Source organism: Sinorhizobium americanum (assembly GCF_001651855.1).
GTDB lineage: Bacteria > Pseudomonadota > Alphaproteobacteria > Rhizobiales > Rhizobiaceae > Sinorhizobium > Sinorhizobium americanum.
The window spans coordinates 21,511-47,580 of the sequence record NZ_LNQC01000053.1; the positions used below are offsets into that span (position 1 = coordinate 21,511).

Below are 26,070 nucleotides of genomic sequence, written 5' to 3' on the forward strand. Positions count from 1 at the left end.
TTTCGGCTAATCGAATTTGAACAGGAGGATTGCGTGAGAAAACTGTTTGCCAAGCTCGCCATCGGCGCTGCCGCATGGGCCTTCGTGACCGCCGCCGAGGCGGGCGAAACGCTCGACCGGGTCATGGACAAGAAGGCCATGGTGGTTGCCACCAACAGCGGCTGGCCACCCCAGAGCTATCTCGACGACAATAACGAGATGGTCGGCTTCGACATCGACGTTTCGAAGGAGATCGCCAAGCGGCTCGGCGTCGAAATCAGCTTCGAGACGCCCGACTGGGCAACGCTGACCGGCGGCCGCTGGCAGGGTCGCTACGATCTCGGCGTCGGCTCCGTGACCCCGACCAAGGCGCGCGCCCAGGTGATCGACTTTGCCGGCATCTATTATTACAGCCCCTATGTCTACGTGCTTCACAAGGACAGCCAGGCGAAGTCCGTCACCGATCTGAACGGCAAGATCATCGGCGTCGAGACGGCGACGACATCCGAGGATTTCATTCGCCGCCAGCTTGAGATCGACGCGCCCGGCCTGCCGCCGGTCGAGTACAAGATCGAGCCCGGCGAGATCCGCACCTTCGCCGATTCGATGCTGCCCTTCGACGATCTGCGTCTCGGCGACGGCGTGCGGCTCGACGCCGTCATCGCGCCGGAACAGACCGCCATGAACGCCATCAAGAACGGCTACCCGCTCCGCGTTCTCGAAGGCGAATACGCCTTCAGGGAGCCGCTCGTGGTGATTGCCGAGAAGGTCGATCCGGACTGGACCAGGAAGATCGGCGAGATCCTCGCCGAGATGAAGAAGGACGGTACGCTCGCGTCGCTCACCACCAAATGGTACGGCAAGGATTACAGCGCCGACTGATCCGTTCCCCGCGGGCGGCCAAGCCGCCCGCAACTTGTCCATGCGATCGATCCGCGGATCACCATGTCCTATCCCGATACCTACTACAAACAGACCATGGCCGATGCGAAGGTCAGACCAGTGCTGTCCGAGACGGTCGAATGCGACACCGTCATCATCGGCGGCGGGCTTGCTGGTCTGACAACGGCGCTGCAGCTCGCCCGGTCAGGCCAGTCCGTGGTTGTGCTCGAGGCCGAAAGTGTCGGCTTCGGAGCTTCGGGCCGGAATGGCGGCTTCGTCAGCCCCGGTTTTGCCACCGGCAGTGGCGAGATCGCCAAGAGAGCCGGCAGCGACGCGGCCCGGCAGTTGCATCTCCTCTCGATCGAGGGGGTCGATTTCATTCGGGAAACGATCGAGCAGTTGAGGATCGACGGCGCCCGCCCGCAGCCCGGACTGATCAGCGTGCTGCGCTATGACGACGGCAGCAGCCTGAAAGCGCATGCGGACGAGATGAAGCGCGCCTATGGCTACGCGCTCGACTATCTGGACACGGACCAGGTACGTTCGGTCCTGAAGTCGAAGCGATACTTCCACGGCCTCAGGGATGGCCGCGCCTTCCATATGCACCCGTTGAACTACCTCCGCGGCGTGGCGGACGAGGTCGAGCGTCTCGGTGGGCGGATCTACGAGCGGTCGGCGGCAATTGCAACGGCTCTAAGCGGGGCCGAAAAAACCGTCCAGACGATCCGCGGGAAGGTCAAGGCTCGTCGTGTCGTCTTCACCACCGGCGGCTATACCGGCCGGCTGAATGGCCAATTGAATCGCGCCTTCCTGCCGATCGCCACCTATGTGATGCTGAGCGAGGAAGCGCCGGAGCTCATCCGCACTGCCGTCGCCACCGACGACGCAGTCGGCGACAATCGCCGTGCCGGTGACTACTACCGGCTCGTCGACAATGGAAAACGGCTCCTGTGGGGCGGACGGATCACCACGAGGGCGGCTTCGCCCGCGGCGCTCGCACGGGAATTGCGCCGCGAGATGGTCGGGACCTATCCGCAGCTCAAGGAACTGAAGACCGAGCTCGCCTGGTCCGGCCTCATGTCCTATGCTCGCCACCTGATGCCACAGATCGGCGAGATGCAGCCCGGGGTATGGCACTGCACCGCCTTCGGCGGGCACGGACTCAACACGACGGCGATCGGCGGCAAGCTCGTTGCCGAGGCGATCCTCGGCCACTCCAACCGCTACAAGCTCTTCAAGCCCTTCGGGCTCGTCTGGGCCGGCGGCTATGCCGGGCTTGCCGTGGCGCAGCTCACCTACTGGAAATTGCAGGCCCAGGACTGGTGGCGCGAGCGCGCTGCCTGAACGCCGGAGAAATTTGGATGATTGGTCGCTTGGTACTGACTTACCCGGATGCGGCGCGACGCACCGGCCTTTTGCTGATGCTGGCACTCGTCACGCTTGCCATCTACGGTCTCGGCATCAGTCCCGCCTGGATCGGCCACCTGTTGCCGGCCGCTTCCGACTGGATCGCCGCCCATCCCGCACTCGGGCAATTCCTCGGCGCATCGATGATGGCGCTGACGGCTGCGTTGAACTGGAAGGCGCTGCGCCAGCTGCCGCGCCACCTGCAGGTGGTCGGCGTCTGGCTGGAGCTCTTCGCGCTGCTGATGCTGTTCTTCTATTCCTTCGACCTGTCCTTCGCCTTCATCGCCAAGAAGATTGGCTTCCTGGTCTCCCAGGGCGTCGTCACGACGCTCTACATATCGGTGATCTCGATCGCCGTCGCCACCATCATCGCGCTGGCCGGGGCGATCGCGAAACTGTCGAAGAACGGCGTCATTTACGGCTTTGCGACCTTCTACACCTCGCTGTTTCGCGGCCTGCCGCTGTTGATGCAGATCTATATCATCTATCTCGGCCTGCCCCAGGTCGGCTATGTCATCAGCGCCGTGCCTGCCGGTATCCTCGCGCTTTCGCTCTGCTATGGCGCCTACATGACCGAGATCTTCCGGGCCGGCATCGAGAGCATCCCGCGCGGCCAAACGGAGGGCGCGACGGCGCTGGGGCTAAGCCCCGCCCAGACCATGGGGCTGGTGATCCTGCCGCAGGCGATGCGCGTCATCATCCCGCCGACCGGCAACCAGTTCATCGCCATGCTGAAGGATTCATCGCTCGTATCGGTCGTCGGGGTCTGGGAGCTGATGTATCTTGCCCGCACCCAGGGACAGACGGAATTCCGTCATATCGAGATGCTGATCACCGCCTCGATGATCTATTGGCTTCTCTCGGTCTGCCTGGAATATCTCCAATCCCGCATCGAAGCCCGGTTCGGCCGCTTCGATGTCCGCTGATGCCGCTGGGGGCTCGAGGCGGGCGGGAATAGATAAGGCTTGGCTCAGAGCGGCTGCGGCGCCTGCGGAAAGCCGCCAATGTGGGTGCAGGTGAGGGAGGCGAGGTCGCGTCCGGCCTGCAGGCATTCCGCAAGGGACCGGCCTTCCATCCGGGCGGCGATGAAGCCGGCGATGAAACTGTCGCCAGCGCCCGTCGTATCGACGACCTCGACGGGACGGATGCCGGCCGAGGCATGCTCCCTGCCGTCGCTCGCAAGCGAGCCGCGGCCGCCGCGGGTCACCACGGCAAGACGGGCGCCGCGAGCCAGGAAATCGGCGGCGATGCGCTCGGCCTCGGCGTCGTCCTCGCCGGCCGAGCCGAAGGCGATCGACAGCCCCTCCACCTCGAGATCGGCAGCCGAGGCGTTGACGGAGACGTCCTGCGAGACGCTGACACCGGCTGCCGAAAGCGCGTGACGCAGCGCGCCACCGTCATCGAGCCAACCGATATGCACATGATCCATGGTCTTCAGGATCTCGATCTCTGCCGGGTCCGGCCGATAGCCGGCGCAGACCCCGAAGTCCTCGTGAACGAAGATCCGGTCGCCGGCCGGCGTGACGTCGATATCCGTATAGGCGGTATTGCCGTCGCGTTCCTGCAGGTGGTCCAGCCTCACCCCATGTTCCCCAAGTACTCGGCGCACGTTTCCGCCGTCGATATCACGGCCGATTGCACCGAAATAGAAGGACTGGTGACCGAGGCGCGCGAGCTGCACGGCAACATTGACCGCATTGCCGCCGACATAGGACCGGGACAGCGGCGGACGAAAGCGGTCGATGCAGTTGTCGCCGACGGCGGCAAGGCGGAAGGAGGTCATGGCTGTCTCTGAAATTCACGCAGCAGGCGCGCGCATGCTGTTGCATGCGCGACCCTTCGTGCCGCTTGCCCGCTCAATAGGCAACGCGTTTGTAGTAGCGCCGCGTCGTCAGCGGATGGTTACGCAGGACTTCGAGATGAGCGCTGATCCGCTCGAGCACCGTGGCAAGCACGATCGGCGAGACGAGGCCGCGCACCTCCGCTGAAATGCCCGGCAGGTCGAATTGCGCGGTGTCGAGTACCGTCAGCTTGTCCGTGTAGGCAGGCGCGAAATTCTCGACACGATCGGCGAGCGGCCGCAGGCTGTCCTCGCCCTTGAAGAGAATGACGCTGACGCCCTTCTCGACAAGCTCCAGCGTGCCATGGAAGAAGTCCGAGGCATGCACCGGCCGGGTGCGGATCCATTGCATCTCTTCGAGGATGCACATGCCGTAATAGAAGGCTTCGGGCCAGACATTCCCCGCGCCGGTGACGATGTGATAGTCCGAGCCGGCCAGGATTCTGGCAAAGCCCTCGGCCTTGTCCTCGTAGCTGCGCTTCACCTCGAGGAGCAGCTGAGGCAGCTGTTCCAGCTCGCGGACGATCTGATCGCAGTTGTCGATTTCGCCGCGGTGCCGCAGGATCGAAAGCGCGATGAGGAGCGATTGCAGATAGAAGGATTCGCAGGATGTGTCGTCCTCGGCGAAGTTGACGAAGGCATGGTCGCCGCCTTTGCCGAGCGGGGTATTCTCGTGACCGACGAGCGTCAGCACGCTCGCACCGGTCTCCTTCACCTTGGCGAGCAGCGCCACGCTTTCCTTGGTCGTGCCGGAGAGGGAGGGTATGACGACGATCGACTTTTCCGTCAGGTTGGCCGAGCCGGTTACTACCAACTCTGCGGCAAGGTCGGTAAAGACGGGAAAACGCGATTTGCGCTGGAGGAGTTGCACCGCCGGCTGCATCAGGATGGCGGCCCCGCCGGTTCCGAGGAAAAAGATATTCTCGGCGCCCTTGTTGAGGCAGGCGCCGATGACCGCGTCGAGGCTCGGCCCGATGGCGACGGCGCCGGACTGGATGCGAAGAAATCTCTGTTCGTCGAAATTCAGCATGGTTCTCTCTCGATATGACAAGAATGGGCAGTCAGCGCGTGTTGTTGTAAGACAACTGACAACATCAGGGGCTTATGTCAAGGGGCTGGCTTGACTGAGCAAGCTCATCGTCCTGGCTGGCGCTATACTTTCTGGCTGGGATCGCTTGGCCTTGACCACAGCTGATTTGTCAGACAAGAAGGTATCGTCTTATGGCGCTTGGAGAGAGAATTGGACGAGCCGCTTCGCGATACGCGCACATTGGTGATCCAGCTTCGCGATCGCATCGCCGATCTGATCCGCGAGGAGGCGCTGAAGCCCGGCGATAAATTGCCGACCGAGGCGCAACTGACGCAGCGTTTCAAGATTTCGCGGCCGGCGCTGCGGGAGGCCCTGAAACTGCTTGAACAGGACGGCGTCATCTATGTCGAGCATGGGCGCGGCCGGTTCGTCTCCGCCATGTCGGCCGTCCAGGTGGACAGGCCGATCACGGTGTTCGAGAGCGTCACCGACATGACGCGGCACTACGGCTATCAGGCTGTCAACAAGGTGCTTTCGATCGCAGAGGAAATCCCCGCCGCGTTGATCGCGGAACAACTGAAGCTTCATGAGGGCGAGCGCGTCGTCCGCCTCGAAAGGCTGCGGCTGCAGAAGGACGAACCGATCCTCTATTGCGTCGATTACATCCCGCGCAGCATCATCCCGAACCGCCTCTACGACATCGACTGGACCGGCTCACTGCTCGACCTGCTCGACCGCTACCGGCACCGGCCGCGCATGTCGTCGGCGACCGTCTCCGCGGTGATGCTGCCTGCAGACGTGATCGAACGGCACGACCTCAGGGACTTCGGACCGGCGTTGCTCATTCGCGAGACCTGCTTCAGCACGGCCGGCGCGCCCGTCATCCACGCCATCGACTATCACCGCGGCAGCCATTTCACCTTCAGCTTCGCGCGCAAGTAGCCTCTCAATCGCCCTCGTCGGGGATATTGAGCAGGTGGCCGCAAGCCTTGCAGTGGACGGCATCGAGGTCGTGTCGCTGCAGCCCGCATTGGGGGCAGGGGAAGTTCACCTTGTGCGGACGCACCACCGCCTGGGCCAGCCTGACGAAGAGCGAGATGCCGATGATCATCGTTACGACGGAGGTGAGCTTGCCCAAGGTGCCAGGCAGCGTGATGTCGCCGAAGCCGGTCGTGGTGACCGTCGCCACCGTAAAATAAAGCGCGTCGACGAAGCCTTCGCCGCCTTCCTGCGCATAGAAGAAGGTCGTGTAGACGAAGCCTGTCATCATGAACAGGAACACGAGAAAGTTGAGGCAGGCGCGCACCACGTCCTGAAGATGCGCGCCTCCGATGCGGCGCAAACCGTCGCGAAGCAGCGGGCTTCTTCCGATCGCCCAGATCCGCATGGCTCTCAGGAATGCGAAATTGAACAGGAGGTCCGGGAACAGAAGGGTCCCGAGTATGATCAAATCGATCCATGTCATCGGCCTTCTGAGGAAGACGCGCAGCGAGGGAGCCGAAAGGGCGCGCGCGAGCAGTTCGCCGCCGATCCAGGCGGCGATCGTGTAGTCTATGATGAGATAGGTGGGGCCTTCCCGGAGATAGGGACCCAATATGAAGAAGGCCAGGATGCTGAGGTCGATGAAAGCGAGCAGCGCTTGCCAACGCAGCGCTGAAGGATCGCGGCCGCGTTCAATGCGCTGCAGTGCGATCCGTAACGATCGGACATTCGTGGAGGCGGATCGCCTGCGCTCGGTCATATCCATGGGCTGGAGATAGGTTCAGGACGGTAGCCGTCAAGCACTTGCGGCGGCCGAGCACCCTAAAGACCGGGCGACGTCAGGACTCCCCGGCCGTCGCGCGCCCGACATAATCCGCCCGGTTGATCCCGTGGCGCTGCAACTTGTCGTAAAAGGTCTTGCGGGGGATGCCGAGCGCCAGCAAGGTTTCCTTGACGTCGCCGCGATGGGCGGTCAGCGCCTCCTTCAAAATATCGGCCTCGTAGCGCTCCAGCCGTTCCGGCAGAGTGCCGCGGTTCGGCGTCGCCGGCGGGGCGGCGGGTTTGCCCGGATCGGCCTCGACGCCGAGTGCAACCCGCTCGGCAAAATGGGAGAGTTCGCGCACATTGCCCGGCCAGGCATGCGACATCAGGTGGTCGCGGGTGGCGGCGGAGATCTCCGGCACCTCCCGCCCGAAACGCTCCGAGGCGCGTTTCAGGAAATGCGAGAAGAGCAGCGGAATGTCGTCGCGGCGTTCGCGGAGCGGCGGAATGGACAGCGTGACGACGTTGAGGCGGTAATAGAGATCCTCGCGGAAATCGCCGCGCTCGGCCGGGTCGCCGAGGTCGATCTTGGCCGCCGCGACGACGCGGATGTCGACCGGGCGGACAATATTGGTGCCGAGCGGCGTGATCTCGCGGGCTTCGAGCACGCGCAGCATCTTCACCTGCGTTGCCGGTGGCATCGCCTCGATCTCGTCGAGGAACAGCGTGCCGCCGCTCGCATGCTCGATCCGGCCGATGCGCTTCTTGACCGCGCCGGTGAAGGCGCCGGGCTCGTGGCCGAAAAGCTCGCTCTCGATCACCGTTTCCGGCAGCGCGCCGCAATTCAGCGCGACGAAATTGCCGCTCCGGCGCCGGCTCCACTGGTGCAGAAGCGTCGCGACGACCTCCTTGCCGCTGCCGGTCTCTCCTGCGACCAGCACATCGACGTCGGTGTCCGCAATGTGCCTGAGTGTCTGCCGCAGCCGTTCCATCACCTGCGTCTGGCCGATCAGCGGCAGGCTTTCCGAGGCGGCCTCGGCCGCCTGCCGAAGCGCGCGATTCTCCGTCACTAGGCGGCGTTTTTCCTCAGCCCGCCGCGCGCTCTGGACGAGACGGTCGGCGGCAAAGGGCTTGGCGATGAAGTCATAGACGCCGTCCTGGATGGCCTGGACCGCCATCGGTATGTCGCCGTGGCCGGTCACCAGGATCACCGGAAGGTCGGCGTCGAGCGCGGCGATCCGGCGGAAGAATGCGAGCCCGTCCATGCCCGGCATGCGGATATCGCTGATGACGACGCCCTCGAACCCGGGATCGAGTTTCGCGAGCGCCTCGGCCGCACTGGCGAAGGGCGACACAGTAAAGCCGGCAAGTTCCAGGGTCTGCTGCATCGCCTTGCGCAGGTCGGGGTCGTCATCGACCAGGAATACTGAGGGGGCGCGGTTCATTGCGCGTCAGCCTTCTTCAGATGCACGGTGAATGTCGTTCCGGACGGGCCGCTCTCGACCTCGATCGTGCCGCCATAGTCGTTCACGATCTCCTTGGAGATCGCAAGACCGAGGCCGAGGCCCTCCTCCTTCGAAGTATTGAAGGGGGTGAACAGCTCGTCCAGAATGGCGGTCGGTATCCCCGGTCCATTGTCGGCGACGGTGAGCGCGATGCCGCCCGCCGTCTCCTCGCAACGCACCCGGATCAGCGCGTCGTCGCGATCGCCGATCGCTTCCAGCGCGTTCTGCAGCAGGTTGATCAGCACCTGTTCCAGCCGGATGCGATTGCCATGCGCCTTGAGGCCATCCGGCGGCAGCTCGATGCGGATCGCGTCCATGCGACCGGCGAAGCGACTGCGTAAGAGTAGAAGCGCCCCCTCGACGACATCCTTCATCGCCGTCGGCTCGGCGGCGAAGTGGCCCTTGCGGGCAAAGCGCCGCAACTCGTCGGTGATCGCACCGACGCGTTCGGTAAGCTCGGCGATGCTCTCCATGTTCTCGGCGGCGATCGCGCTCTGGCCGCGGTCGAGAAAGGTGCGGGCATTGTCGGCATAGGCGCGGATGGTCGCCACTGGCTGGTTGATCTCATGGGCTACGCCGGCCGCGACCTGGCCGAGGATTGCGAGCCGGTTCGCCTGGACGAGATCCTGCTGGACGGATTGCAGCTTCTCGGCCGTCTGCCGATGGTCGGCGATCTCGGTTTCAAGGCGATCGCGGGCCATGCTGAGGTCACGCGTGCGCTCCGTGACCTTGTGTTCCAGTTCGGCGCGCGCCAACCGCTCCCTCGCCGATCGCATGGCGACGACCTGCCGCCGGCGCAGCAGAAATGCGGTAAGCGAGAGAAGCGGCACCAACGCGGCCAGCATGAGGAGCCGCATCTCCCGCGCGCCCGCCGCAAGCGCCGCCTTCAGCGGTGACAGTTGCTCAAGTCGCCAGTTAGTGGATGGCACCGACGTCTCGACACGCAGGAAGGCCTCCGTGCCGTCGCCGGGCAGCAGCGCCTCCATCGCCGAAGAGCCGTCCGGCCGGGCCTCGATCCGGTCAAAAGGCAGCGGCAGCAGCGGCGCGTCGCCGAACTGCAGGCTCTCGCGAATCCCGGCAAGCCGATCGTCGGGGATCGGCCCCGTCGTCATGAAGCGCCAAGAGGGCAGACTGGTGATCAGCACGATGCCGCGCCGGTCGGTGACATAGGTCGGCTTGTCCGTGAGCCGCCAGTCGGCCTCGACGCCGTCGAATTCGAGCTTGGCGACGATGACACCGAGCGGACCGCCCGGCCCGTCGACGCGGTGCGAGATGTAGAGGCCAGGCCGCCGGCTCACCGTTCCCATGGCGAAATGCTCGCCCTTGCCGTCGCGCATCGCCAGGCGGAAATAGTCGCGGAAGGCATAGTCGTTGCCGACAAAGCTCGTCGGCTCCCGCCAGTTGCTGGCGGCGACGGCGACGCCGTCGCGGCCGATCAGATAGACGACGGCCGCTTCGGCACTTGTCGCCAGGCTTTCGAGCTTACGATTGATCGGCTCAAGCGACTGAGGATTCGGTGAAGCCAGCGCTTGGCGAATGGCAGTGTCGTCGGAAAGGACCAGGGGCAGGGCCCGCTGCCGTTCGACGACAGCCCTGAGCAGCGATGCTTTAAGGCTGGCGTCAATGCGGCTTTGCTCAGCAAGGTCGTCCAAAGCCTGTGACCGGCCATATGCTCCGGCAATGAGGAACCCGGCGACGAGAAGCGCGAGCGCTACGGCCGCGAACAGGAGCCACGATCTGTACGCCCGGCGGCGCAGCGTGCCCAGATCGTCCGTGCCTTCCGGGTATTTGGTCATGGCGGCATTGTGCATGTTTTCGCCCGGCGCACCAGCCAGCCTGTGCGGATTTCCGCACATGTCGATAAGCCGGTCTGGCAGTCGGTCATCGAAAGACCAGCGATTTCAAAGACATGTGGCATCGACCGCAAATTGGCACGCCCGTTGCAAACAAGCTCCACAAGGCAGCCGCGGCTGTCGATCTTCGGAAAGTAGCCCGGGAGGCCCGGCACGTTGCCGGACTGGGCATGCGCCCCAAGTGGAGGATATCACATGATCATCGAGCATTCCGCGGAGGTCCGCGGCAAGACACCCTTTTACCGCCATCTCTATGTCCAGGTTCTGGTGGCAATCGCCGCCGGCATCCTGCTCGGGCATTTCTATCCCGAGCTCGGCACGCAGCTGAAGCCGCTTGGCGACGCCTTCATCAAGCTCGTCAAGATGATCATCGCGCCGGTGATCTTCCTGACGGTCGCGACCGGCATTGCCGGAATGACCGATCTCGCCAAGGTCGGCCGCGTCGCCGGCAAGGCGATGATCTACTTCCTGACCTTCTCCACCCTTGCGCTCGTCATTGGCCTGATCGTGGCCAATGTGGTGCAGCCGGGTGCGGGCATGCATATCGACCCGGCCTCACTTGATGCGAAGGCGGTCGCCTCCTATGCCGCAAAGGCGCATGAGCAGTCGATCACCGGCTTCCTGATGAACATCATCCCGACGACGCTCGTCGGCGCCTTTGCCGAGGGCGACATCCTGCAGGTGCTGTTCATCTCGGTGCTCTTCGGCATCTCGCTGGCGATCGTCGGCAAAAAGGCCGAGCCGGTCGTCGATTTCCTGCAGGCGCTGACGCTGCCGATCTTCCGGCTGGTGGCGATCCTGATGAAGGCCGCCCCGATCGGCGCCTTCGGCGCCATGGCGTTCACCATCGGCAAATACGGCGTCGCCTCGATCGCCAACCTCGCCATGCTGATCGGCACCTTCTATCTCACCTCGTTCCTGTTCGTCTTCGTCGTGCTCGGCGCGGTGGCCCGCTATAACGGCTTCTCGATCGTGGCGCTGATCCGCTACATCAAGGAGGAACTCCTGCTGGTGCTCGGCACGTCCTCCTCGGAAGCGGCCCTGCCGGGCCTCATGAACAAGATGGAGAAGGCCGGCTGCAAGCGCTCGGTCGTCGGCCTCGTCATTCCGACCGGCTATTCCTTCAATCTCGACGGCACGAATATCTACATGACGCTGGCGGCGCTCTTCATCGCCCAGGCGACCGACACGCCGCTCTCCTATGGCGACCAGATCCTGCTCCTGCTCGTCGCTATGCTGAGCTCGAAGGGCGCGGCCGGCATCACCGGCGCTGGCTTCATCACGCTGGCCGCGACGCTCTCCGTCGTCCCCTCCGTGCCGGTCGCCGGTATGGCGCTTATCCTCGGCATCGATCGCTTCATGTCGGAGTGCCGGGCGCTCACCAACTTCGTCGGCAATGCGGTGGCGACGCTGGTGGTGGCGAAGTGGGAAGGCGAGCTCGATCAGGCGCAGCTTGCGGTGGCACTTGGCGGCCATCAGCCGATCGAAACCATTCCGGGGGCAGCGGTTCAGCCCGCCGAATAACTTGCCTCCCAGGGCAATGCACGATGAGTGCGGCTTGGCGCGGTCCGGCTTTCCGGGCCGCGTCTTTTTCTGATGCGAGGGGTTATGGCGGCAGTTGCAATGTCAACGGATGGCGACAGCCCCCTCTGGCCTGCCGGCCATCTCCCCCACAAGGGTGGCGATCGACCCGCGGCGAGCCAATCGCTTGAAGATAGACGCTTGCAGATGCGGAACCGCTTTTGACAGGCGCACGGGGCATGCCACATCCGATCTCCCCCTTGTGGGCCTTGTGGGGGAGATGGTCGGCAGGCCAGAGGGGGGTACCGGCGTCTGCATACGCCCTGAGCCTATCTGAGCCATTGGCTGCGAAAACTAAATCCCGTGCAGCACCTGCGTCGCCTTGACCGCCGCCGAAGCGCGGTTCTCGACGCCGAGTTTCACATAGATCTGTTCGAGATGCTTGGTGACGGTGCGGGCGCTGAGGCCAAGGATCTCGCCGATGTCGCGGTTGGATTTTCCCTTGGCGATCCAGAGCAGCACCTCGGATTCGCGTTGCGTGAGCTGAAAATGCTGGCGCAGCATCTCATCGTCACTAATGCCGTTCTCGGCGGTCAGGCGGAAGAGATACTCGTTGGCGCCGATCGCGCCGAGATAGGAAATCTGCAGGCCCGTCTGGCCGGCCTGATGGAGCGTCAGGCTGCCCTGCTTGTCGCCGCCATGTTTCTCTCGCTCCCGCATCCAGGCGGCGACGCGGGCGGCCACCACCGCAAGTCCGTCGTCGCTGCCGGTGGCGGCGTTGACGAGGCGGGTCGCCTGCGGCGTCGACCAGCGCACGGTGCCGTCGCCGCGCATGGCCAGCAGGTGCCGGCCGGCGGCATCGAGCGCGACGCGGGCACTCTGGGCCGAGCGCGCATTGGAAAGATGGACGCGGATACGGGCGCGCAACTCGTCGATGTTGATCGGTTTGGTCAGATAGTCGACGCCGCCGGCCTCCAGCGCCCGCACCACATGTTCCGTCTCGGTCAGCCCGGTCATGAAGACAACCGGCACCTGGGCGACCGAGGCATTCGCCTTCAGCCGGGCGCAGGTGTCGAAACCGTCCATGCCCGGCATCACCGCGTCGAGCAGGATGAGGTCGGGGGTGATGCGATCGGCGATGTTGAGCGCCGCATGGCCGGATGTGGCGATCAGCACGGAAAAGCCGGACTGTTCCAGCGCCTCGGTCAGGAAACCGAGCGCCTCCGGAGAGTCATCGACAAGCAGAACGATGTCGCGCGGATTGGCGGCTTCAGGCACGGGCGTTCGCCTCCTCGGGAAGCAGCCGTTTCAGAAAGGCATCGTAGCCGGCAAGATCGAAGGCTCGGACATAGGCGCCGGCCGCCTCGGCAAAGGGCTGGTTCTCCGGACTCAGGGCAATCTCCGTCAGTTTCGCCTCGATGCCCCTCACGTAGCCGATTTCGCCGAGCTCGATCAATTCCCTCACATGCTGGTCGCCGGGACTGATCACGGTGGGCTTGCCGTTGGCGGGCGCGTCTTTGACGTCGCCCTCGTGGATCCATTCGAGCTTGAGATGGATCGCCAGCTTGTCGGTGAGCTGGCGGACGCCGAACGGCTTGGCGAGCGTATCGCTGTGGCCGATCGCGCCGGCCGCCGCGCCGTCTCCGATATTGGCCGACAGCATGATCGCCGGCGCCGTCTGGCCGCCTTCCCTGAGTTTGGTCACCAGTTCCCAGCCGTTCATGCCGGGCATCGAGATGTCGATCAGGAAGAGGTCCGGCTTCGTCCCCTCGAGGAGCGCCAGGCAGTCGGCGCCGCTCGCCGCCGAAAGAACGGTGAAGTCGAGCGGAGCGAGCACCTCGCGCATCAAGTCGCGGTGGTCCGCATTGTCGTCGACGACAAGAATGGTGCGGTGCGGCCCCTTGTAGGACCTGATCTTGCGCACCGGGTTGATGAGCGCCGCCGGCCTGTCGACGGCAGAGAGCATCAGCCGCACCTTGAAGGCGGTGCCCTTGTCCTTCTCGCTGGCGACGGAGATTTCGCCGCCGAGCGTCTGAGTCAGCAGCCGGGTGATCGTCAGGCCCAGGCCGAGGCCCGGCATGCGATACTCGGCGTCACCGCGTTGGAAGGGATCGAAGATCTTCGGCAGGTCCTTGTCGCTGATGCCGCGGCCGCTGTCCTCGATGGTGAAGGTCGCCACTTGGCTGCGATAGGCGATGTCGAAGCGGATCTGGCCCTGATCGGTGAATTTCAGCGCGTTCGACAAGAGGTTGACGAGGATCTGCCTGAGCCGCTTTTCGTCGGTCTTCACATATTGCGGCAGCGTTGGGCCGCGGTCGTGCTCGAAGGCGATGCCCTTGGCCTGCGCCTGCGGGCGGAACATGTCGACGATTTGGTCGAGGAAATCGTGAATGTTGATCTCGTTCGAATAGACTTGCAGCTTGCCGGCCTCGATCTTGGAAATGTCGAGCAACCCGTCGATCAGGCCGGAAAGATGGTCGGCGCTACGCTTGATTACCTTGATCGCGCCCTGCCGCGATTGCGGGATCGTCTCGTCACGTTCGAGGATCTGGGCGTAGCCGAGCACGGCGTTGAGCGGCGTGCGCAGCTCGTGGCTCAGGCCCACGACGTAGCGGCTCTTCGCCCGGTTTGCAGATTCAGCCGCTTCCTTGGCCTTCTGCAGCGCGGCGTCGGTCTTCTTGTGGGCGGCGATCTCTTTCAGCAGCAGCGTGTTCTGGCGGGAGGATTCCTCCTCCGCCACGACCCGGCTGTCATGGGCGAGCACGTAGAACCAGGAGACGACGCCGGCGAGAATGGCGAAGACGAAGAAGACGACGGCGATCGTCCGCTCAATGACGGCTGCAGTCTCCGGCGAGGCGGCCGTCGTCTGGTGGGCGATCATCGCCAGGATGGCGCCGATGCCGGTGACCGAGATCACTGCCGAAACCGCGTAGCGCCCCAGCCTGGTAGCGAGCTTGGCGACGACCGTCTCCGGCAGCACCGTCTTGGCGACCGTGGCGATCTGCGTGTTAAGCCGCGCCTTCGGCTTGCACATGTCGTGGCAGCGGCTGTCAAGCGAGCAGCAGAGCGAACAGATCGGCGCGGCATAGGCCGGGCACCAGGCCATGTCTTCCGGTTCGAACGGATGCTCGCAGATCGAGCAGGTGATCTCGCTTTCGCTGAGCCAGCTCTTGCGCGGTTTGCGGGCGAGATAGAACTTGCCCTGCGTCCACCAGGCAAGGAGCGGCGAGACGACGAAGGCGGTGACGAGCGCGATATAGGGCGCGAGCGAGGCGGCGATCACGCCCATGACGCCGAAATGCGCGGCGAGCGCCAGCAGCGCCGAGACGCCCATCGTGCCGAGGCCGACGGGATTAACGTCGTAGAGATGGGCGCGCTTGAACTCGATGCCGGGCGGAGAGAGGCCGAGCGGCTTGTTGAGGAAGAGATCGGCGGAGATGGTCGAGAGCCAGGCCATCGCGATGATCGAGAAGATGCCGAGCGTCTCCTCGAGCAGTCGGTAGATGCCGAGCTCCATCAGCAAGAGCGCGATCGCCACGTTGAAGACCAGCCAGATGACCCGGCCCGGATGGCTGTGGGTCAATCGCGAGAAGAAGTTCGACCAGGCGAGCGATCCAGCATAGGCGTTCATCACGTTGATTTTCAGCTGCGAAACGACGACGAAGGCGACCATCAGCAGCAGGGCAGCTGTTTCAGAAGGTACGATGTAGCCGAAGGCGGTGTAGTACATCTGCGCCGGATCGGCGGCCCGGGTCGAGGGCACGCCGGCACTCAGCGCCAGGACGACCAGGAACGAGCCGGCAAGCAGCTTCGGCGCGCCGACGATGACCCAGCCGGAGCCGGCGAGGAAGACGGCGATTCGGTGATGCAGCTTCTTCTGGCCGTCCGGCGGCAGGAACCGCAGGAAGTCGACCTGTTCGCCGATCTGCGCCATCAGCGCGAAGATCACCGCAGAAGCCGCACCGAATTCGACGAGACCGAAGGGCGCGACAGTGCCGGCCGGGCCGGAAGCGTGGTGAATGCCGGCATAGGCGAGCCACAGCCCCACCGTCTCCCAGTCGGCAAGCGCGATGAAGGCGAAGGGCAGGATGTTCAGGACGATCCAGAAGGGCTGGGTGACGAGCTGGAACTTGCTGATCAGCCGGACGCCGTAGGTCACCAGCGGAATGACCATGACGGCGCTGACGATGTAGCCGATCCACAGCGGTATGCCGAGCGCCAGCTCGAGCGCCCCGGACATGATCGATGCTTCGATCGCGAAGAGAATGAAGGTGAAGCTCGCATAGATTAGCGAGGTGATCGTCGAGCCGATATAGCCGAAGCTCGCGCCGCGCGTCAGAAGGTCGATGTCGACGCCGTGGCGGATCGCATAGCGGCTGATCGGCAGCCCGACGACAAGGATCATCGCGCTTGCGATAAGGATCGCGACGATCGCATTGGTGGTGCCGTAGGACATGGTGATGGCGCCGCCGATCGCTTCCAGCGCCAGGAAGGAGATCGCGCCGATCGCCGTCTGCGAGATGCGTTCCGAGGAAAAGCGCCGCGCGCTCTTGGCGGTGAAACGCAGCGCATAGTCTTCGAGCGTCTGGTTGGCGACCCAGCGATTATATTCTCGTCGAACGGGAATGATGCGCTGGCGTGCCGCCATGTTGCCTCGTCGTTTGCTGTATCCGCCGGTCTCTGCCTAATTTCCCAGCAAGCGAAGGCGACGCACCAAATTTATGCAGTGCAGAAAGCGCGAAAGCAAGCTGAAACGGCCAGTCGCTGGGAACTCACGACAGGGCGTGGGCAATCGGCTTGACAGAAATGTGCCTTCCTGTAATAAACCAGAAAGTTAATTATCTTACAGGTTAAATGCAGGGCATGGATCAGTTGAGCAGCACGCTGTCGGCCTTGGCCGATCCGACCCGTCGGGCCATTATCGCCCGTCTTGCCGCGGGCGAGGCGACGGTGAACGAATTGGCGGCTCCGTTCGACATGAGCCTGCCAGCCGTCTCCAAGCATCTGAAGGTGCTGGAGCGCGCCGGCCTCATAGCGCGCGGCCGCAACGCGCAGTGGCGGCCTTGCCGGCTGCAGGCGGAGCCATTGAAGGAGATTGCCGATTGGATCGGGCGCTACCGTCAGTTCTGGGAGGGCAGCTTCGACCGCCTCGACAGCTATCTCGATGAATTGCAGCGCAACGATAAATCGAATCAGGACTGAACCGAGCCTGTCTGAGAAGGGAGAAGACAATGAATGCTCCATCTCTCAAGGAGGAGATCGCCCTGACCATCACGCGCGTCCTTGCCGCGCCTCGCGAGATGGTCTTCAAAGTCTGGACCACGCCGGAGCACCTCGCGCGCTGGTGGGGACCGAAAGACTTCACAGCGCCCAGCATCGCGGCGGATTTTCATGAAGGCGGTGCCTGGCGCAGTTGCATCCGCTCGCCGGAAGGGCAGGACTACTGGGCCCGCGGCATCTATCGCGAGATCGTGCCGCCGAGCCGCATCGTCTTCACTTTCGCCTGGGAAGAGGAGGGCGCGTTGGACACGCTGATCACCGTCACCTTCGAGCAGGTGGCGGGCGGCACAAGGCTCACTTTCCGCCAAGCGCCCTTCGCAACCGTCGAGAGCCGCGATTCGCACGCGGAAGGATGGGGCGAATGCATGGATCGCCTCGATGCCTATGTCGTTGCGCTGAAGGAGGACATCCAATGAAGAAGACCTATCACGGCAGCTGTCATTGCCGAGCGGTTCGCTTTCCGCAAATCTCGACCTTGCGCCGGAAGGCGAGCGATCCGAGCCGGCGCGGCCGGGCGTGTGGTGGGCGACGACCTTCCGCTGCAACTGCTCCTCTTGCCTCAAGACGCGTTTCTGGAAAATCTTCGTGACGCCTGAGGATTTCTCCCTGCTTTCCGGTGAGGAGGCGCTCGTCGAATACCGCTTCGGTGAGCGCTTGATTCGCCATGTCTTTTGCAAGCATTGCGGCGTCCATCCCTTCGCCAGCGCCGATTTCGAGATGCTAGGCGGACCGTTTCATGCGGTGAACATCGCCTGCCTTGACGATGCGGCCGACGAGGAGTTGGCGAATGCCCCGATCGTCTACGAGGATGGCCGGCACGATGCCTGGGAGCGGGCACCGGCGGTGACCGGCCATTTGTAACCCCGCCGATCAAGCGCAACAGGCGCTCTTCGGATAGGCGGGCCCACCACAGCAGGTAGCGGCCTTTCGTGCTTCCTCGGCAAGCCAGCGATCACGCGGCTTGCAGCTCGCCGGCCTCGGAGCGAGATCCACATGCACCGTGTGATTGCCGAGCCTTGGCAGCGACGCGCAATAGAGCTGCATCGGACGCACGCCGTCACTAACCTCGAAGGTGAGCTTTGCCGATCCATCGAGCTGCACATGATCCGACACCTTGCGGATGATTGCGGTGAATTTACCGGCCGGCATATGTGCGCTGCCTTCTCCATCGACGTCCCAGAGCTGCACGAAGATTTCGGTCCAGGCTTCCGGATTGGCGCCGCAGTCGAGCGCCGCGAACTGCCCCGCCTTGACCTCCGTCACATGGTAGCCGGCTTTGATCGGCCGCCCATCGTAGTGAAAGACGAGGGGGAGCTCTCCGGCGCCTGCCAGTGTCTCAAGCAGACGCCCGAGCGAAATATCGACATTTTGAATTTTGGCGTTGTCGAGCGCATTCATCTGCGTTATCCATCGTTTCAATAATTCAAGGATTGTTGAAATATGAATGAACGTCAAGCGCTCGTTTCATTCGGCGCGCTCTCGCAGCAGACGCGCTTACAGATCGTCCGAATGCTGGTCATCGCAGGGCCGACCGGCATGCCGGCAGGTGTGATTGCTGAGAGTCTTGAAGTGTCGCCTTCCAATGTTTCGTTCCATCTGAAGGAACTGGAGAGGGCCGGTTTGATCACCCAGCAGCGCGAGTCGCGGTCGATCATCTACTCGGCAGATTACGAGGCGCTCGGCAGCCTCGTTCGCTTCCTGATGGAAGATTGCTGTGGCGGCCATCCTGAAATCTGCGCACCGGCCGCCGCGGTCGCGGCCTGTTGCGCGCCACTTGCGGAGGGGAAATGCCAATGAATGACGATCGGATCTACAACGTCCTCTTTCTTTGTACCGGCAATTCTGCGCGCTCGATCATGGCGGAAGCCATACTCGAGGCAGAGGGGAAAGGGCGCTTCCGCGCCTTTTCGGCCGGAAGCCAGCCGAAGGGTGAAGTCAACCCTTGGGCGCTGAAGACGCTCGAGGCGCTCGGCTATCGAACGACCGGATTTTCGTCGAAGAGCTGGGACGCCTTTGGCGAGCCGGGCGCGCCGCAAATGGACTTCATCTTCACCGTCTGCGACGATGCCGCCGGCGAGGCCTGTCCGGTCTGGATCGGCCATCCGGCAACCGCCCACTGGGGCATCCAGGACCCCGCCGCCGTCGAGGGCTCGGACGTCGAGAAGGGCCGCGCCTTTGCGCTTGCGGCGAAATACCTGAAGAACCGCATATCGGTCTTCGCAGCCCTGCCGATCGCCTCGATCGACAAGCTTGCCCTCGAGACGAAGCTCCATGAGATCGGGCGGCTCGAAGGCGCCACATCCCAGCCGCCCGAGGCGCCCTGATGTCGTCGTTCGATCTCTCCCGCCGTCTCGTCGCCGAGGGGCTAGGTACGGCGCTGCTTGTCGCAACCGTCGTCGGCTCAGGCATCATGGCCGCGTCGCTGACCGCGGATACGGCACTCGCCTTGCTCGGAAACACGCTCGCAACCGGCGCGATCCTGGTGGTGCTGATCACCATCCTCGGACCGATCTCCGGGGCACATTTCAATCCCGCCGTGTCGCTGATCTTCGCGCTGTCGGGTTCCCTGCCGCGACGCGATCTCGTCGGTTACGTTCTTGCCCAGCTCGCCGGCGGCATGCTGGGCACGATCGTTGCGCATCTGATGTTCGATCATCCGGTCCTCGAATGGTCGACGAAGATCCGCACCGGGCAAGCGCAATGGTTCGCCGAATGGGTGGCGACGTTCGGCCTCGTCGCGACCATCCTCGCCGGCATCCGCTTCGAGCAGAAATCCGTACCCTGGCTGGTCGGCCTCTATATCACGGCTGCCTACTGGTTCACGGCCTCCACTTCGTTTGCCAACCCGGCCGTTGCAGTCGCCCGATCGCTGACCAACACGTTCTCCGGCATTCGCCCGGCCGATCTTCCCGGCTTCATTTGCGCTGAGCTGATCGGTGCGGTTTCCGCGCTCTTGCTGATAAGCTGGCTGCTGCAGCCAAGCAAATCCTTGAAAAGCAAGCGCATGATCTGACCTGCCCGACTTGGGTCATGTCGCCGGCGTTGCTGCGCGATCGGCAGGGATCACCCAAGCTGCCTGCCGGTGCACGCCCGCCACTTCCTCCTTCCCCCCGCCACCTACGTAGAATGACGTATGTGCAGTGCAGCGGGCCTGGCGGAATATCCCTCAAGCAACGGCCAAGGAGAACCAACACTCCGTTGCGGCGACCAGAGCTAGAGGGGTTCAAAAACAGATGACTAACAGGGCACGCGTCACCGGCGCATTCCTCGCTGCCGTCCTTTCGACGACCGCATTCAACGGCGCCTTTGCCGCCGAGGACACGATCAAGGTCGGCATTCTTCATTCGCTTTCCGGAACCATGGCGATCTCAGAGACGACGCTGAAAGACGCCATGCTGATGCTCATCGACGAGCAGAACAAGAAGGGCGGGCTGCTCGGCAAAAAGCTCGAGGCGGTCGTCGTCGACCCGGCTTCCGACTGGCCGCTGTTTGCCGAAAAGGCGCGCGAGCTCGTCTCCGTCGACAAGGTCTCGGCCGTCTTCGGCTGTTGGACATCCGTGTCGCGCAAGTCCGTGCTGCCCGTCTTTGAGGAGCTGAATTCGATCCTCTTCTATCCCGTCCAGTACGAGGGTGAGGAGAGCCAGCGCAACGTCTTCTACACGGGCGCCGCTCCGAACCAGCAGGCGATCCCGGCCGTCGACTATCTGATGGAAAACGAAGAGGTCGAGCGCTGGGTACTTGCCGGCACCGACTATGTCTATCCGCGCACGACCAACAAGATCCTCGAGGCTTACCTGATCTCCAAGGGCGTCAAGCCCGAGGACATCATGATCAACTACACGCCCTTCGGCCATTCCGATTGGCAGACGATCGTCTCCGACATCAAGAAGTTCGGCTCGGCCGGCAAGAAGACCGCCGTCGTTTCAACGATCAACGGCGACGCCAACGTGCCCTTCTACAAGGAACTCGGCAACCAGGGGATCAAGGCCGAGGACATCCCGGTCGTCGCATTCTCGGTCGGCGAGGAAGAGCTTGCCGGCCTCGACACCGGGCCGCTCGTCGGCCATCTCGCCGCCTGGAACTATTTCCAGTCGGTCGATAATCCGGCCAATGCCAAGTTCATCGAGACCTGGAAGGCCTATACAAAGAACGACAAGCGGGTCACCAACGACCCGATGGAAGCCCACTATATCGGCTTCAACATGTGGTTGAAAGCGGTTGAGAAGGCCGGCACCACCGACACCGACGCCGTGCTCGACGCGATGATCGGCGTCTCGGTGCCGAACCTCTCGGGCGGCTATTCGACGATGATGCCGAACCACCACATCACCAAGCCGGTGCTGATCGGCGAGATCCAGTCGGACGGCCAGTTCGAGACCGTCTGGGAAACGCCCGGCCTGGTCGTCGGCGACGAGTGGTCGGACTACCTGCCGGACTCGAAGGACCTGATCTCCGATTGGCGGGCGCCGATGTCCTGCGGCAACTTCAACGTCGCCACGGGCAAGTGCGGCGGCAAGGGTTCGTGATTTCGTGACGACCCGATAGCGCGAATTCCTCCGTCCGATGGCGTGCAGTCGGACGGGGCCCTTGCCGCAAATGCCAAGCGAGAGGCGAATGTACCGAATCCTGCAAACCGTGCTGTTTGCCCTGGTTCTCTTCACCGCGGTCCCGAATTTGGGGCTTCGGGCGGAAGAGGGACTGCGCGTTCTGGTGAACGCGCTCGGCCAGGCGAAGCTGTCCGACATGGACGAGCACATTGCTGCTCTCACCAAGACTGGCGATCCTAAGGTCGTTCCCATCCTCGAAGCGCTCGGCGAAGGCAATCTCTATGCCCGCAAGGCGGACGGCCAGGTGTTCCTGACGAAGGAGAGCGGTTCGACGCTGACGCTCACCGACCCGGTCACCGGCGAAAGCGCCGGCGAGGCGCCGAAGACGGCGCTTTCCAAGGTCAAGGTCAACAACGGCGTGCGACGTGCGGTGCGCACCGCCCTCGGCAGCCTGACGCTGTTGAGCCCCGACCGCGGGGCACGCCTCAAGGCCGCGCAATCCGTGTTGCAGTCTCCGAACGCGGAGGCGCTCGGCGCCGTCGAGAGCGCGCTCGCCGCCGAGAAGGACGGCGAGGTTCGCGCCCTGCTCGAACAGGCGCGCGCCACGACGCTGTTGATTTCCGACCGACCCGCCGAGGAGAAGAAGGAGGCGGTGCGGCTGCTCAGGGAAAAGGGCGGCCGCGAGGCGCTTCCGATCCTTTCATCGGCGCTCGGCTCGGCAGACGAGACCCTGAAGCCTGAAATCGAAGCGGCGCTCGCCAGCATCGAGCAGACCCAGGCCTTGTGGGCGGCCGGCCAGAACGTCTGGTACGGGCTGTCGCTCGGCTCGGTGCTGCTTTTGGCGGCAATCGGCCTAGCGATCACCTTCGGCGTCATGGGCATCATCAACATGGCGCATGGCGAGATGGTGATGCTCGGCGCCTATACGACCTTCCTGGTGCAGGAGGTCTTGCGCAATTCCTATCCGGGTCTCTTCGACTGGTCGCTGGCCATCGCCCTGCCGCTTGCCTTCCTCGTCACCGGTGCCGTCGGCCTTGCTATGGAACGTGGCGTCATCCGCTTCCTCTATGGACGGCCGCTCGAGACGATGCTTGCCACCTGGGGCATTTCGCTGATCCTGCAGCAGTCGGTACGCACGATCTTCGGCCCGACCAATCGCGAGGTCGGCAACCCGTCCTGGATGTCCGGCGCCTTCGAGCTCGGCGGGCTGACGATCACCTGGAACCGCCTCTGGATCATTCTCTTCGCGCTCGCCGTTTTCGCTGCGCTGCTCTTCCTCCTGAAGAAGACGCCGATGGGGCTGCAGATGCGGGCGGTGACGCAGAACCGCCGCATGGCATCCTCCATGGGCATCCGCACGCCATGGGTCGATGCGCTGACCTTCGCGCTCGGCTCCGGCATCGCCGGCATGGCGGGCGTGGCGCTCTCGCAGATCGACAACGTCTCGCCGAATCTCGGCCAAGGCTACATCATCGACAGCTTCATGGTCGTGGTGTTCGGCGGCGTCGGCAATCTCTGGGGCACGCTCGTCGGCGCCTTCTCGCTCGGCATCCTCAACAAGTTCCTGGAGCCCTATGCCGGCGCCGTGCTCGGCAAGATCCTCGTGCTCGTGCTGATCATCCTCTTCATCCAGAAACGGCCGCGCGGGCTGTTCGCACTCAAGGGCCGGGCGGTGGAAGCATGATCACCTCGTTTCTTATCAAATCGCTGGATCGCACGATCCTCGTCGTCGTGGCGATCCTGCTGGCGCTCGCCCTCCTCATCCCGGCGCTCAATCTCATGACCGCGCCGGACCACCCGCTGCACGTGCCGACCTATCTGGTCTCGCTTCTCGGCAAATACCTGACCTATGCGCTGCTCGCCTTGGCGCTCGATCTCGTCTGGGGCTTCTGCGGCATTCTCTCGCTCGGCCACGCTGCCTTCTTCGCGCTCGGCGGTTATGCCATGGGCATGTATCTGATGCGCCAGATCGGCGCGCGCGGCTCCTACGGCAACCCGCTGCTGCCGGATTTCATGGTGTTCCTCAACTGGAAGGAACTGCCCTGGTTCTGGCACGGCTTCGACATGTTCTGGTTCGCGGCGCTGATGGTCGTCCTCGTGCCAGGGCTGCTGGCCTTCGTCTTCGGCTGGTTCGCCTTCCGCTCGCGCGTCAACGGCGTCTATCTGTCGATCATCACCCAGGCGATGACCTATGCGCTGCTGCTCGCCTTCTTCCGCAACGACATGGGCTTCGGCGGCAACAACGGTCTCACCGATTTCAAGGACATTCTCGGCTTCAACATCCAGGCGGACGGCACGCGCGCGTCGCTCTTTGCTGCTTCGGCACTGGCGCTCGCCCTCTCGCTGGTTGTGACGTCGGGCATCGTACGCTCGAAATTCGGCAAGGTGCTGGTGGCGCTGCGCGATGCGGAAAGCCGCACCCGCTTCTTGGGCTACCGGGTCGAGCACATGAAGCTCTTCGCGTTCACTGTCTCGGCGATGATGGCTGGTGTCGCCGGCGCGCTCTACGTGCCGCAGGTCGGCATCATCAACCCGGGCGAGTTCGAGCCCGGCAATTCGATCGAGGTGGTCATCTGGACCGCGGTCGGCGGCCGCGGCACGCTGATCGGCCCGATCATCGGCGCCATCCTCGTTAATGGCGGGAAGAGCATCTTCACCGCCGCCTTCCCGGAATTCTGGCTCTTCGCGCTCGGCGGGCTCTTCGTCCTCGTCACGCTGTTCCTGCCGAAGGGCGTGGTCGGCACGGCCCAGCACTATCTTGCCCGGCGCCGCGCTCATCGTGCCGCCAGCGGAACTCAGAACGAGTCCGGCCTCGCCGAACCGATGGCCGCGGAGTGATCGCCATGACCGAGAAGAAACCGAAAAGCCTGCTCTATCTCGACGGCGTCTCCGTCTCCTTCGACGGCTTCAAGGCGCTGAACTCGCTCTCTTTCATCGTCGAGCCGGGGGAACTGCGCGCCATAATCGGACCGAACGGCGCCGGCAAGACGACGATGATGGACATTATCACCGGCAAGACCCGCCCGGACGTTGGCGAGGTCTTCTTCAGGGGCGATATCGATCTCACCAAGAGGGACGAGGCGGAGATCGCCCAGCTCGGCATCGGGCGAAAATTCCAGAAGCCGACCGTCTTCGAGAGCCACACCGTCTGGGACAATTTGGAACTGGCGCTGAACCGCAGCCGCGGCGTCTTCGCGACGCTGTTCTACCGGCTGACGGGCGAGGACAAGACGCGCATCGAGGAAATCCTTTCGACGGTCCGGCTAGCGGCCCGCCGCGACGATCTCGCCGCCAGCCTGTCGCACGGCCAGAAGCAATGGCTTGAGATCGGCATGCTGCTCGCCCAGGAGCCGGAACTGCTGCTCGTCGACGAGCCGGTCGCCGGCATGACCGATGCGGAGACGGCGGAAACGGCGATCCTCCTGAAGGAGATCGCCAAGACCCGTTCGGTTGTCGTCGTCGAGCACGACATGGGCTTCATCCGCGATCTCGGCGTCAAGGTCACCTGCCTCGCCGAGGGCTCGGTGCTGGCTGAAGGCTCGATCGATTTCGTCAGCAACGATCCGAAGGTGATCGAGAACTATCTCGGCCGGTAACGCGTGAGAGGCACACCATGTTGAGCGTCGAAAACGTCAATCTGCATTACGGTGCTGCCCAGGCGCTTCGCAATGTCTCGTTCAAGGCCGAGATGGGCAAGATCACCTGCGTGCTCGGCCGCAACGGCGTCGGCAAGTCGAGCCTCTTGCGGGCCATCACCGGGCAGCATCCGGTGAGTTCGGGAGCGATCTCCTTCAACGGCGCGCCGCTCGATGGACTGGCGCCCTTCCGGCGGGCGAAGCAGGGGATCGGCTACGTGCCGCAGGGGCGCGAGATCTTTCCGCTGCTGACGGTGAAGGAAAATCTGGAGACCGGCTATGCGCCGCTGCAGCGGGCGGAGCGCTCGATCCCGGACGACATCTTCAGCCTGTTCCCGGTGCTTCAGACCATGCTCGGCCGGCGCGGCGGCGACCTCTCCGGCGGCCAGCAGCAGCAGCTCGCCATCGCCCGTGCGCTGGTCACCCGTCCGAAGATCCTCGTGCTCGACGAGCCGACCGAGGGCATCCAACCGTCGATCATCAAGGACATCGGCCGGGCGATCAAATATTTGCGGGATTCGACCGGCATGGCGATCCTACTCGTCGAGCAATATCTCGATTTCTGCCGCGAGCTTGCCGACCGGGTCTACATCATGGACCGCGGCGCATTCGTCCATGGGGGCCCGGCGGAGACGCTGGACACGCCGGAAGCACGTCGGCATCTGACGGTTTAGCGCATGTCGCCTGAAACTTGTGCAGCGGGTTCGGGATATATGCATAAAGGCACAGACCTGAAGCGCGTTGCAGGGCTTCTCCTCGAATCCTCATTCCTGTGCTTGTCACAGGAATCCAGCCAGCCCAAGTCCTTGGGCTGAAAGACTCTTCCGCGCCGCAGACACGGCGATACT

23 protein-coding genes and 1 pseudogene are annotated in these 26,070 nt (G+C 63.6%); 16 read left to right on the forward strand and 8 right to left on the reverse strand.

Annotation, left to right across the window (positions count from 1 at the left end; all coding sequences use genetic code 11):
- The first annotated feature begins 33 nt into the window (after window positions 1-33).
- From ATC00_RS14055 to ATC00_RS14065, 3 genes are all read left to right on the forward strand, one after another.
- Entirely contained in the window at window positions 34-861 is an 828-nt protein-coding gene (locus ATC00_RS14055) for a transporter substrate-binding domain-containing protein (RefSeq protein ID WP_064253250.1), read from the forward strand.
- Between the two features lie 63 nt (window positions 862-924).
- On the forward strand, window positions 925-2,205 hold the full coding sequence (locus ATC00_RS14060; protein WP_064253251.1) for an NAD(P)/FAD-dependent oxidoreductase: 1,281 nt from the start codon (window positions 925-927) through the stop codon (window positions 2,203-2,205).
- 17 nt (window positions 2,206-2,222) lie between these two features.
- The gene (locus ATC00_RS14065) at window positions 2,223-3,194 is read left to right on the forward strand and encodes an amino acid ABC transporter permease (RefSeq protein WP_064253452.1); all 972 of its coding nucleotides are present in this window, start codon (window positions 2,223-2,225) and stop codon (window positions 3,192-3,194) included.
- Between the two features lie 44 nt (window positions 3,195-3,238).
- Here ATC00_RS14065 and ATC00_RS14070 read toward each other — a convergent pair whose 3' ends face one another.
- Window positions 3,239-4,051: a PfkB family carbohydrate kinase gene (locus tag ATC00_RS14070; RefSeq protein ID WP_064253252.1), complete on the reverse strand. Its 813-nt coding sequence runs from the start codon at window positions 4,049-4,051 to the stop codon at window positions 3,239-3,241.
- Window positions 4,052-4,124: 73 nt separating this feature from the next.
- Window positions 4,125-5,138: an SIS domain-containing protein gene (locus ATC00_RS14075; protein WP_064253253.1), complete on the reverse strand. Its 1,014-nt coding sequence runs from the start codon at window positions 5,136-5,138 to the stop codon at window positions 4,125-4,127.
- A gap of 210 nt (window positions 5,139-5,348) precedes the next feature.
- On the opposite strand from ATC00_RS14075, the gene ATC00_RS14080 reads away from it, so the two are divergent.
- Window positions 5,349-6,080 carry a GntR family transcriptional regulator gene (locus ATC00_RS14080; protein ID WP_064253254.1) on the forward strand — a complete coding sequence of 244 codons (732 nt, stop codon included), beginning with the start codon at window positions 5,349-5,351 and terminating at the stop codon, window positions 6,078-6,080.
- A 4-nt stretch (window positions 6,081-6,084) separates the two neighbouring features.
- On the opposite strand, the gene ATC00_RS14085 is transcribed toward ATC00_RS14080, so the two are convergent.
- The 3 genes from ATC00_RS14085 to ATC00_RS14095 form a co-directional block, all read right to left on the reverse strand.
- Window positions 6,085-6,885 (reverse strand): potassium channel family protein, encoded by an 801-nt coding sequence (locus ATC00_RS14085; protein WP_064253255.1) that lies wholly within the window; start codon window positions 6,883-6,885, stop codon window positions 6,085-6,087.
- Between the two features lie 73 nt (window positions 6,886-6,958).
- The gene (locus ATC00_RS14090; protein WP_064253256.1) at window positions 6,959-8,326 is read right to left on the reverse strand and encodes a sigma-54-dependent transcriptional regulator; all 1,368 of its coding nucleotides are present in this window, start codon (window positions 8,324-8,326) and stop codon (window positions 6,959-6,961) included.
- Window positions 8,323-10,197 (reverse strand): sensor histidine kinase, encoded by a 1,875-nt coding sequence (locus ATC00_RS14095; RefSeq protein WP_064253257.1) that lies wholly within the window; start codon window positions 10,195-10,197, stop codon window positions 8,323-8,325. The genes ATC00_RS14090 and ATC00_RS14095 overlap by 4 nt, the downstream gene beginning before the upstream one ends.
- A 237-nt stretch (window positions 10,198-10,434) precedes the next feature.
- Here ATC00_RS14095 and ATC00_RS14100 point away from each other — a divergent pair, with 237 nt between their 5' ends.
- Window positions 10,435-11,763 carry a dicarboxylate/amino acid:cation symporter gene (locus tag ATC00_RS14100; protein ID WP_064253258.1) on the forward strand — a complete coding sequence of 443 codons (1,329 nt, stop codon included), beginning with the start codon at window positions 10,435-10,437 and terminating at the stop codon, window positions 11,761-11,763.
- Window positions 11,764-12,114: 351 nt separating this feature from the next.
- On the opposite strand, the gene ATC00_RS14105 is transcribed toward ATC00_RS14100, so the two are convergent.
- Window positions 12,115-13,038, reverse strand: coding sequence for a response regulator (locus ATC00_RS14105; RefSeq protein ID WP_064253259.1), 924 nt, complete (start codon window positions 13,036-13,038; stop codon window positions 12,115-12,117).
- Window positions 13,031-16,408 carry a hybrid sensor histidine kinase/response regulator gene (locus ATC00_RS14110; protein ID WP_064253260.1) on the reverse strand — a complete coding sequence of 1,126 codons (3,378 nt, stop codon included), beginning with the start codon at window positions 16,406-16,408 and terminating at the stop codon, window positions 13,031-13,033. Before ATC00_RS14110 ends, ATC00_RS14105 begins: the two co-directional genes overlap by 8 nt.
- A gap of 215 nt (window positions 16,409-16,623) precedes the next feature.
- On the opposite strand from ATC00_RS14110, the gene ATC00_RS14115 reads away from it, so the two are divergent.
- From ATC00_RS14115 to ATC00_RS14125, 3 genes and pseudogenes are all read left to right on the forward strand, one after another.
- A complete protein-coding gene (locus ATC00_RS14115) occupies window positions 16,624-16,962 on the forward strand; it encodes an ArsR/SmtB family transcription factor (protein WP_037383650.1) in 339 nt (112 codons plus the stop codon).
- Window positions 16,963-16,991: 29 nt separating this feature from the next.
- Complete coding sequence (locus ATC00_RS14120; RefSeq protein WP_064253261.1) at window positions 16,992-17,456, forward strand: SRPBCC family protein; 465 nt, start codon at window positions 16,992-16,994, stop codon at window positions 17,454-17,456.
- Window positions 17,453-17,901: pseudogene (locus tag ATC00_RS14125) on the forward strand (GFA family protein). Before ATC00_RS14120 ends, ATC00_RS14125 begins: the two are co-directional and overlap by 4 nt.
- A gap of 9 nt (window positions 17,902-17,910) precedes the next feature.
- Here the strand turns inward: ATC00_RS14125 and ATC00_RS14130 are convergent.
- Window positions 17,911-18,438, reverse strand: a complete 528-nt coding sequence (locus ATC00_RS14130) for a DUF6428 family protein (RefSeq protein ID WP_064253262.1) — start codon at window positions 18,436-18,438, stop codon at window positions 17,911-17,913.
- Between the two features lie 42 nt (window positions 18,439-18,480).
- Here ATC00_RS14130 and ATC00_RS14135 point away from each other — a divergent pair, with 42 nt between their 5' ends.
- The 8 genes from ATC00_RS14135 (at window position 18,481) to urtE (ending at window position 25,896) form a co-directional block, all read left to right on the forward strand.
- Complete coding sequence (locus ATC00_RS14135; RefSeq protein ID WP_064253263.1) at window positions 18,481-18,837, forward strand: ArsR/SmtB family transcription factor; 357 nt, start codon at window positions 18,481-18,483, stop codon at window positions 18,835-18,837.
- Window positions 18,834-19,364 (forward strand): arsenate reductase ArsC, encoded by a 531-nt coding sequence (locus ATC00_RS14140; RefSeq protein WP_064253264.1) that lies wholly within the window; start codon window positions 18,834-18,836, stop codon window positions 19,362-19,364. Before ATC00_RS14135 ends, ATC00_RS14140 begins: the two co-directional genes overlap by 4 nt.
- Window positions 19,364-20,053, forward strand: coding sequence for an MIP/aquaporin family protein (locus ATC00_RS14145; protein ID WP_064253265.1), 690 nt, complete (start codon window positions 19,364-19,366; stop codon window positions 20,051-20,053). The genes ATC00_RS14140 and ATC00_RS14145 overlap by 1 nt, the downstream gene beginning before the upstream one ends.
- A 220-nt stretch (window positions 20,054-20,273) precedes the next feature.
- The gene (gene urtA, locus ATC00_RS14150) at window positions 20,274-21,566 is read left to right on the forward strand and encodes an urea ABC transporter substrate-binding protein (protein ID WP_064253266.1); all 1,293 of its coding nucleotides are present in this window, start codon (window positions 20,274-20,276) and stop codon (window positions 21,564-21,566) included.
- Between the two features lie 88 nt (window positions 21,567-21,654).
- Window positions 21,655-23,271: an urea ABC transporter permease subunit UrtB gene (gene urtB / locus ATC00_RS14155; protein ID WP_161951909.1), complete on the forward strand. Its 1,617-nt coding sequence runs from the start codon at window positions 21,655-21,657 to the stop codon at window positions 23,269-23,271.
- Complete coding sequence (urtC, locus tag ATC00_RS14160; RefSeq protein WP_064253267.1) at window positions 23,268-24,425, forward strand: urea ABC transporter permease subunit UrtC; 1,158 nt, start codon at window positions 23,268-23,270, stop codon at window positions 24,423-24,425. The genes urtB and urtC overlap by 4 nt, the downstream gene beginning before the upstream one ends.
- Window positions 24,426-24,430: 5 nt before the next feature.
- Window positions 24,431-25,183: an urea ABC transporter ATP-binding protein UrtD gene (urtD, locus tag ATC00_RS14165; RefSeq protein WP_037383669.1), complete on the forward strand. Its 753-nt coding sequence runs from the start codon at window positions 24,431-24,433 to the stop codon at window positions 25,181-25,183.
- Between the two features lie 17 nt (window positions 25,184-25,200).
- A complete protein-coding gene (gene urtE, locus ATC00_RS14170) occupies window positions 25,201-25,896 on the forward strand; it encodes an urea ABC transporter ATP-binding subunit UrtE (RefSeq protein ID WP_064253268.1) in 696 nt (231 codons plus the stop codon).
- The last annotated feature ends 174 nt before the right edge of the window (window positions 25,897-26,070 follow it).

Excerpts from the sequence above, each read along its gene's own strand:
- ATC00_RS14100 (WP_064253258.1), top strand. The coding sequence starts at position 10,435 with ATGATCATCGAGCATTCCGCGGAGGTCCGCGGCAAGACACCCTTTTAC.
- ATC00_RS14090 (WP_064253256.1), bottom strand. The coding sequence starts at position 8,326 with ATGAACCGCGCCCCCTCAGTATTCCTGGTCGATGACGACCCCGACCTG.
- ATC00_RS14120 (WP_064253261.1), top strand. The coding sequence starts at position 16,992 with ATGAATGCTCCATCTCTCAAGGAGGAGATCGCCCTGACCATCACGCGC.
- ATC00_RS14070 (WP_064253252.1), bottom strand. The coding sequence starts at position 4,051 with ATGACCTCCTTCCGCCTTGCCGCCGTCGGCGACAACTGCATCGACCGC.
- ATC00_RS14095 (WP_064253257.1), bottom strand. The coding sequence starts at position 10,197 with ATGCACAATGCCGCCATGACCAAATACCCGGAAGGCACGGACGATCTG.
- urtE (WP_064253268.1), top strand. The coding sequence starts at position 25,201 with ATGTTGAGCGTCGAAAACGTCAATCTGCATTACGGTGCTGCCCAGGCG.
- urtD (WP_037383669.1), top strand. The coding sequence starts at position 24,431 with ATGACCGAGAAGAAACCGAAAAGCCTGCTCTATCTCGACGGCGTCTCC.
- ATC00_RS14115 (WP_037383650.1), top strand. The coding sequence starts at position 16,624 with ATGGATCAGTTGAGCAGCACGCTGTCGGCCTTGGCCGATCCGACCCGT.
- urtC (WP_064253267.1), top strand. The coding sequence starts at position 23,268 with ATGATCACCTCGTTTCTTATCAAATCGCTGGATCGCACGATCCTCGTC.
- ATC00_RS14085 (WP_064253255.1), bottom strand. The coding sequence starts at position 6,885 with ATGGATATGACCGAGCGCAGGCGATCCGCCTCCACGAATGTCCGATCG.
- ATC00_RS14110 (WP_064253260.1), bottom strand. The coding sequence starts at position 16,408 with ATGGCGGCACGCCAGCGCATCATTCCCGTTCGACGAGAATATAATCGC.
- ATC00_RS14065 (WP_064253452.1), top strand. The coding sequence starts at position 2,223 with ATGATTGGTCGCTTGGTACTGACTTACCCGGATGCGGCGCGACGCACC.
- ATC00_RS14060 (WP_064253251.1), top strand. The coding sequence starts at position 925 with ATGTCCTATCCCGATACCTACTACAAACAGACCATGGCCGATGCGAAG.
- urtB (WP_161951909.1), top strand. The coding sequence starts at position 21,655 with ATGTACCGAATCCTGCAAACCGTGCTGTTTGCCCTGGTTCTCTTCACC.
- ATC00_RS14135 (WP_064253263.1), top strand. The coding sequence starts at position 18,481 with ATGAATGAACGTCAAGCGCTCGTTTCATTCGGCGCGCTCTCGCAGCAG.
- ATC00_RS14140 (WP_064253264.1), top strand. The coding sequence starts at position 18,834 with ATGAATGACGATCGGATCTACAACGTCCTCTTTCTTTGTACCGGCAAT.
- ATC00_RS14075 (WP_064253253.1), bottom strand. The coding sequence starts at position 5,138 with ATGCTGAATTTCGACGAACAGAGATTTCTTCGCATCCAGTCCGGCGCC.
- ATC00_RS14130 (WP_064253262.1), bottom strand. The coding sequence starts at position 18,438 with ATGAATGCGCTCGACAACGCCAAAATTCAAAATGTCGATATTTCGCTC.
- ATC00_RS14145 (WP_064253265.1), top strand. The coding sequence starts at position 19,364 with ATGTCGTCGTTCGATCTCTCCCGCCGTCTCGTCGCCGAGGGGCTAGGT.
- urtA (WP_064253266.1), top strand. The coding sequence starts at position 20,274 with ATGACTAACAGGGCACGCGTCACCGGCGCATTCCTCGCTGCCGTCCTT.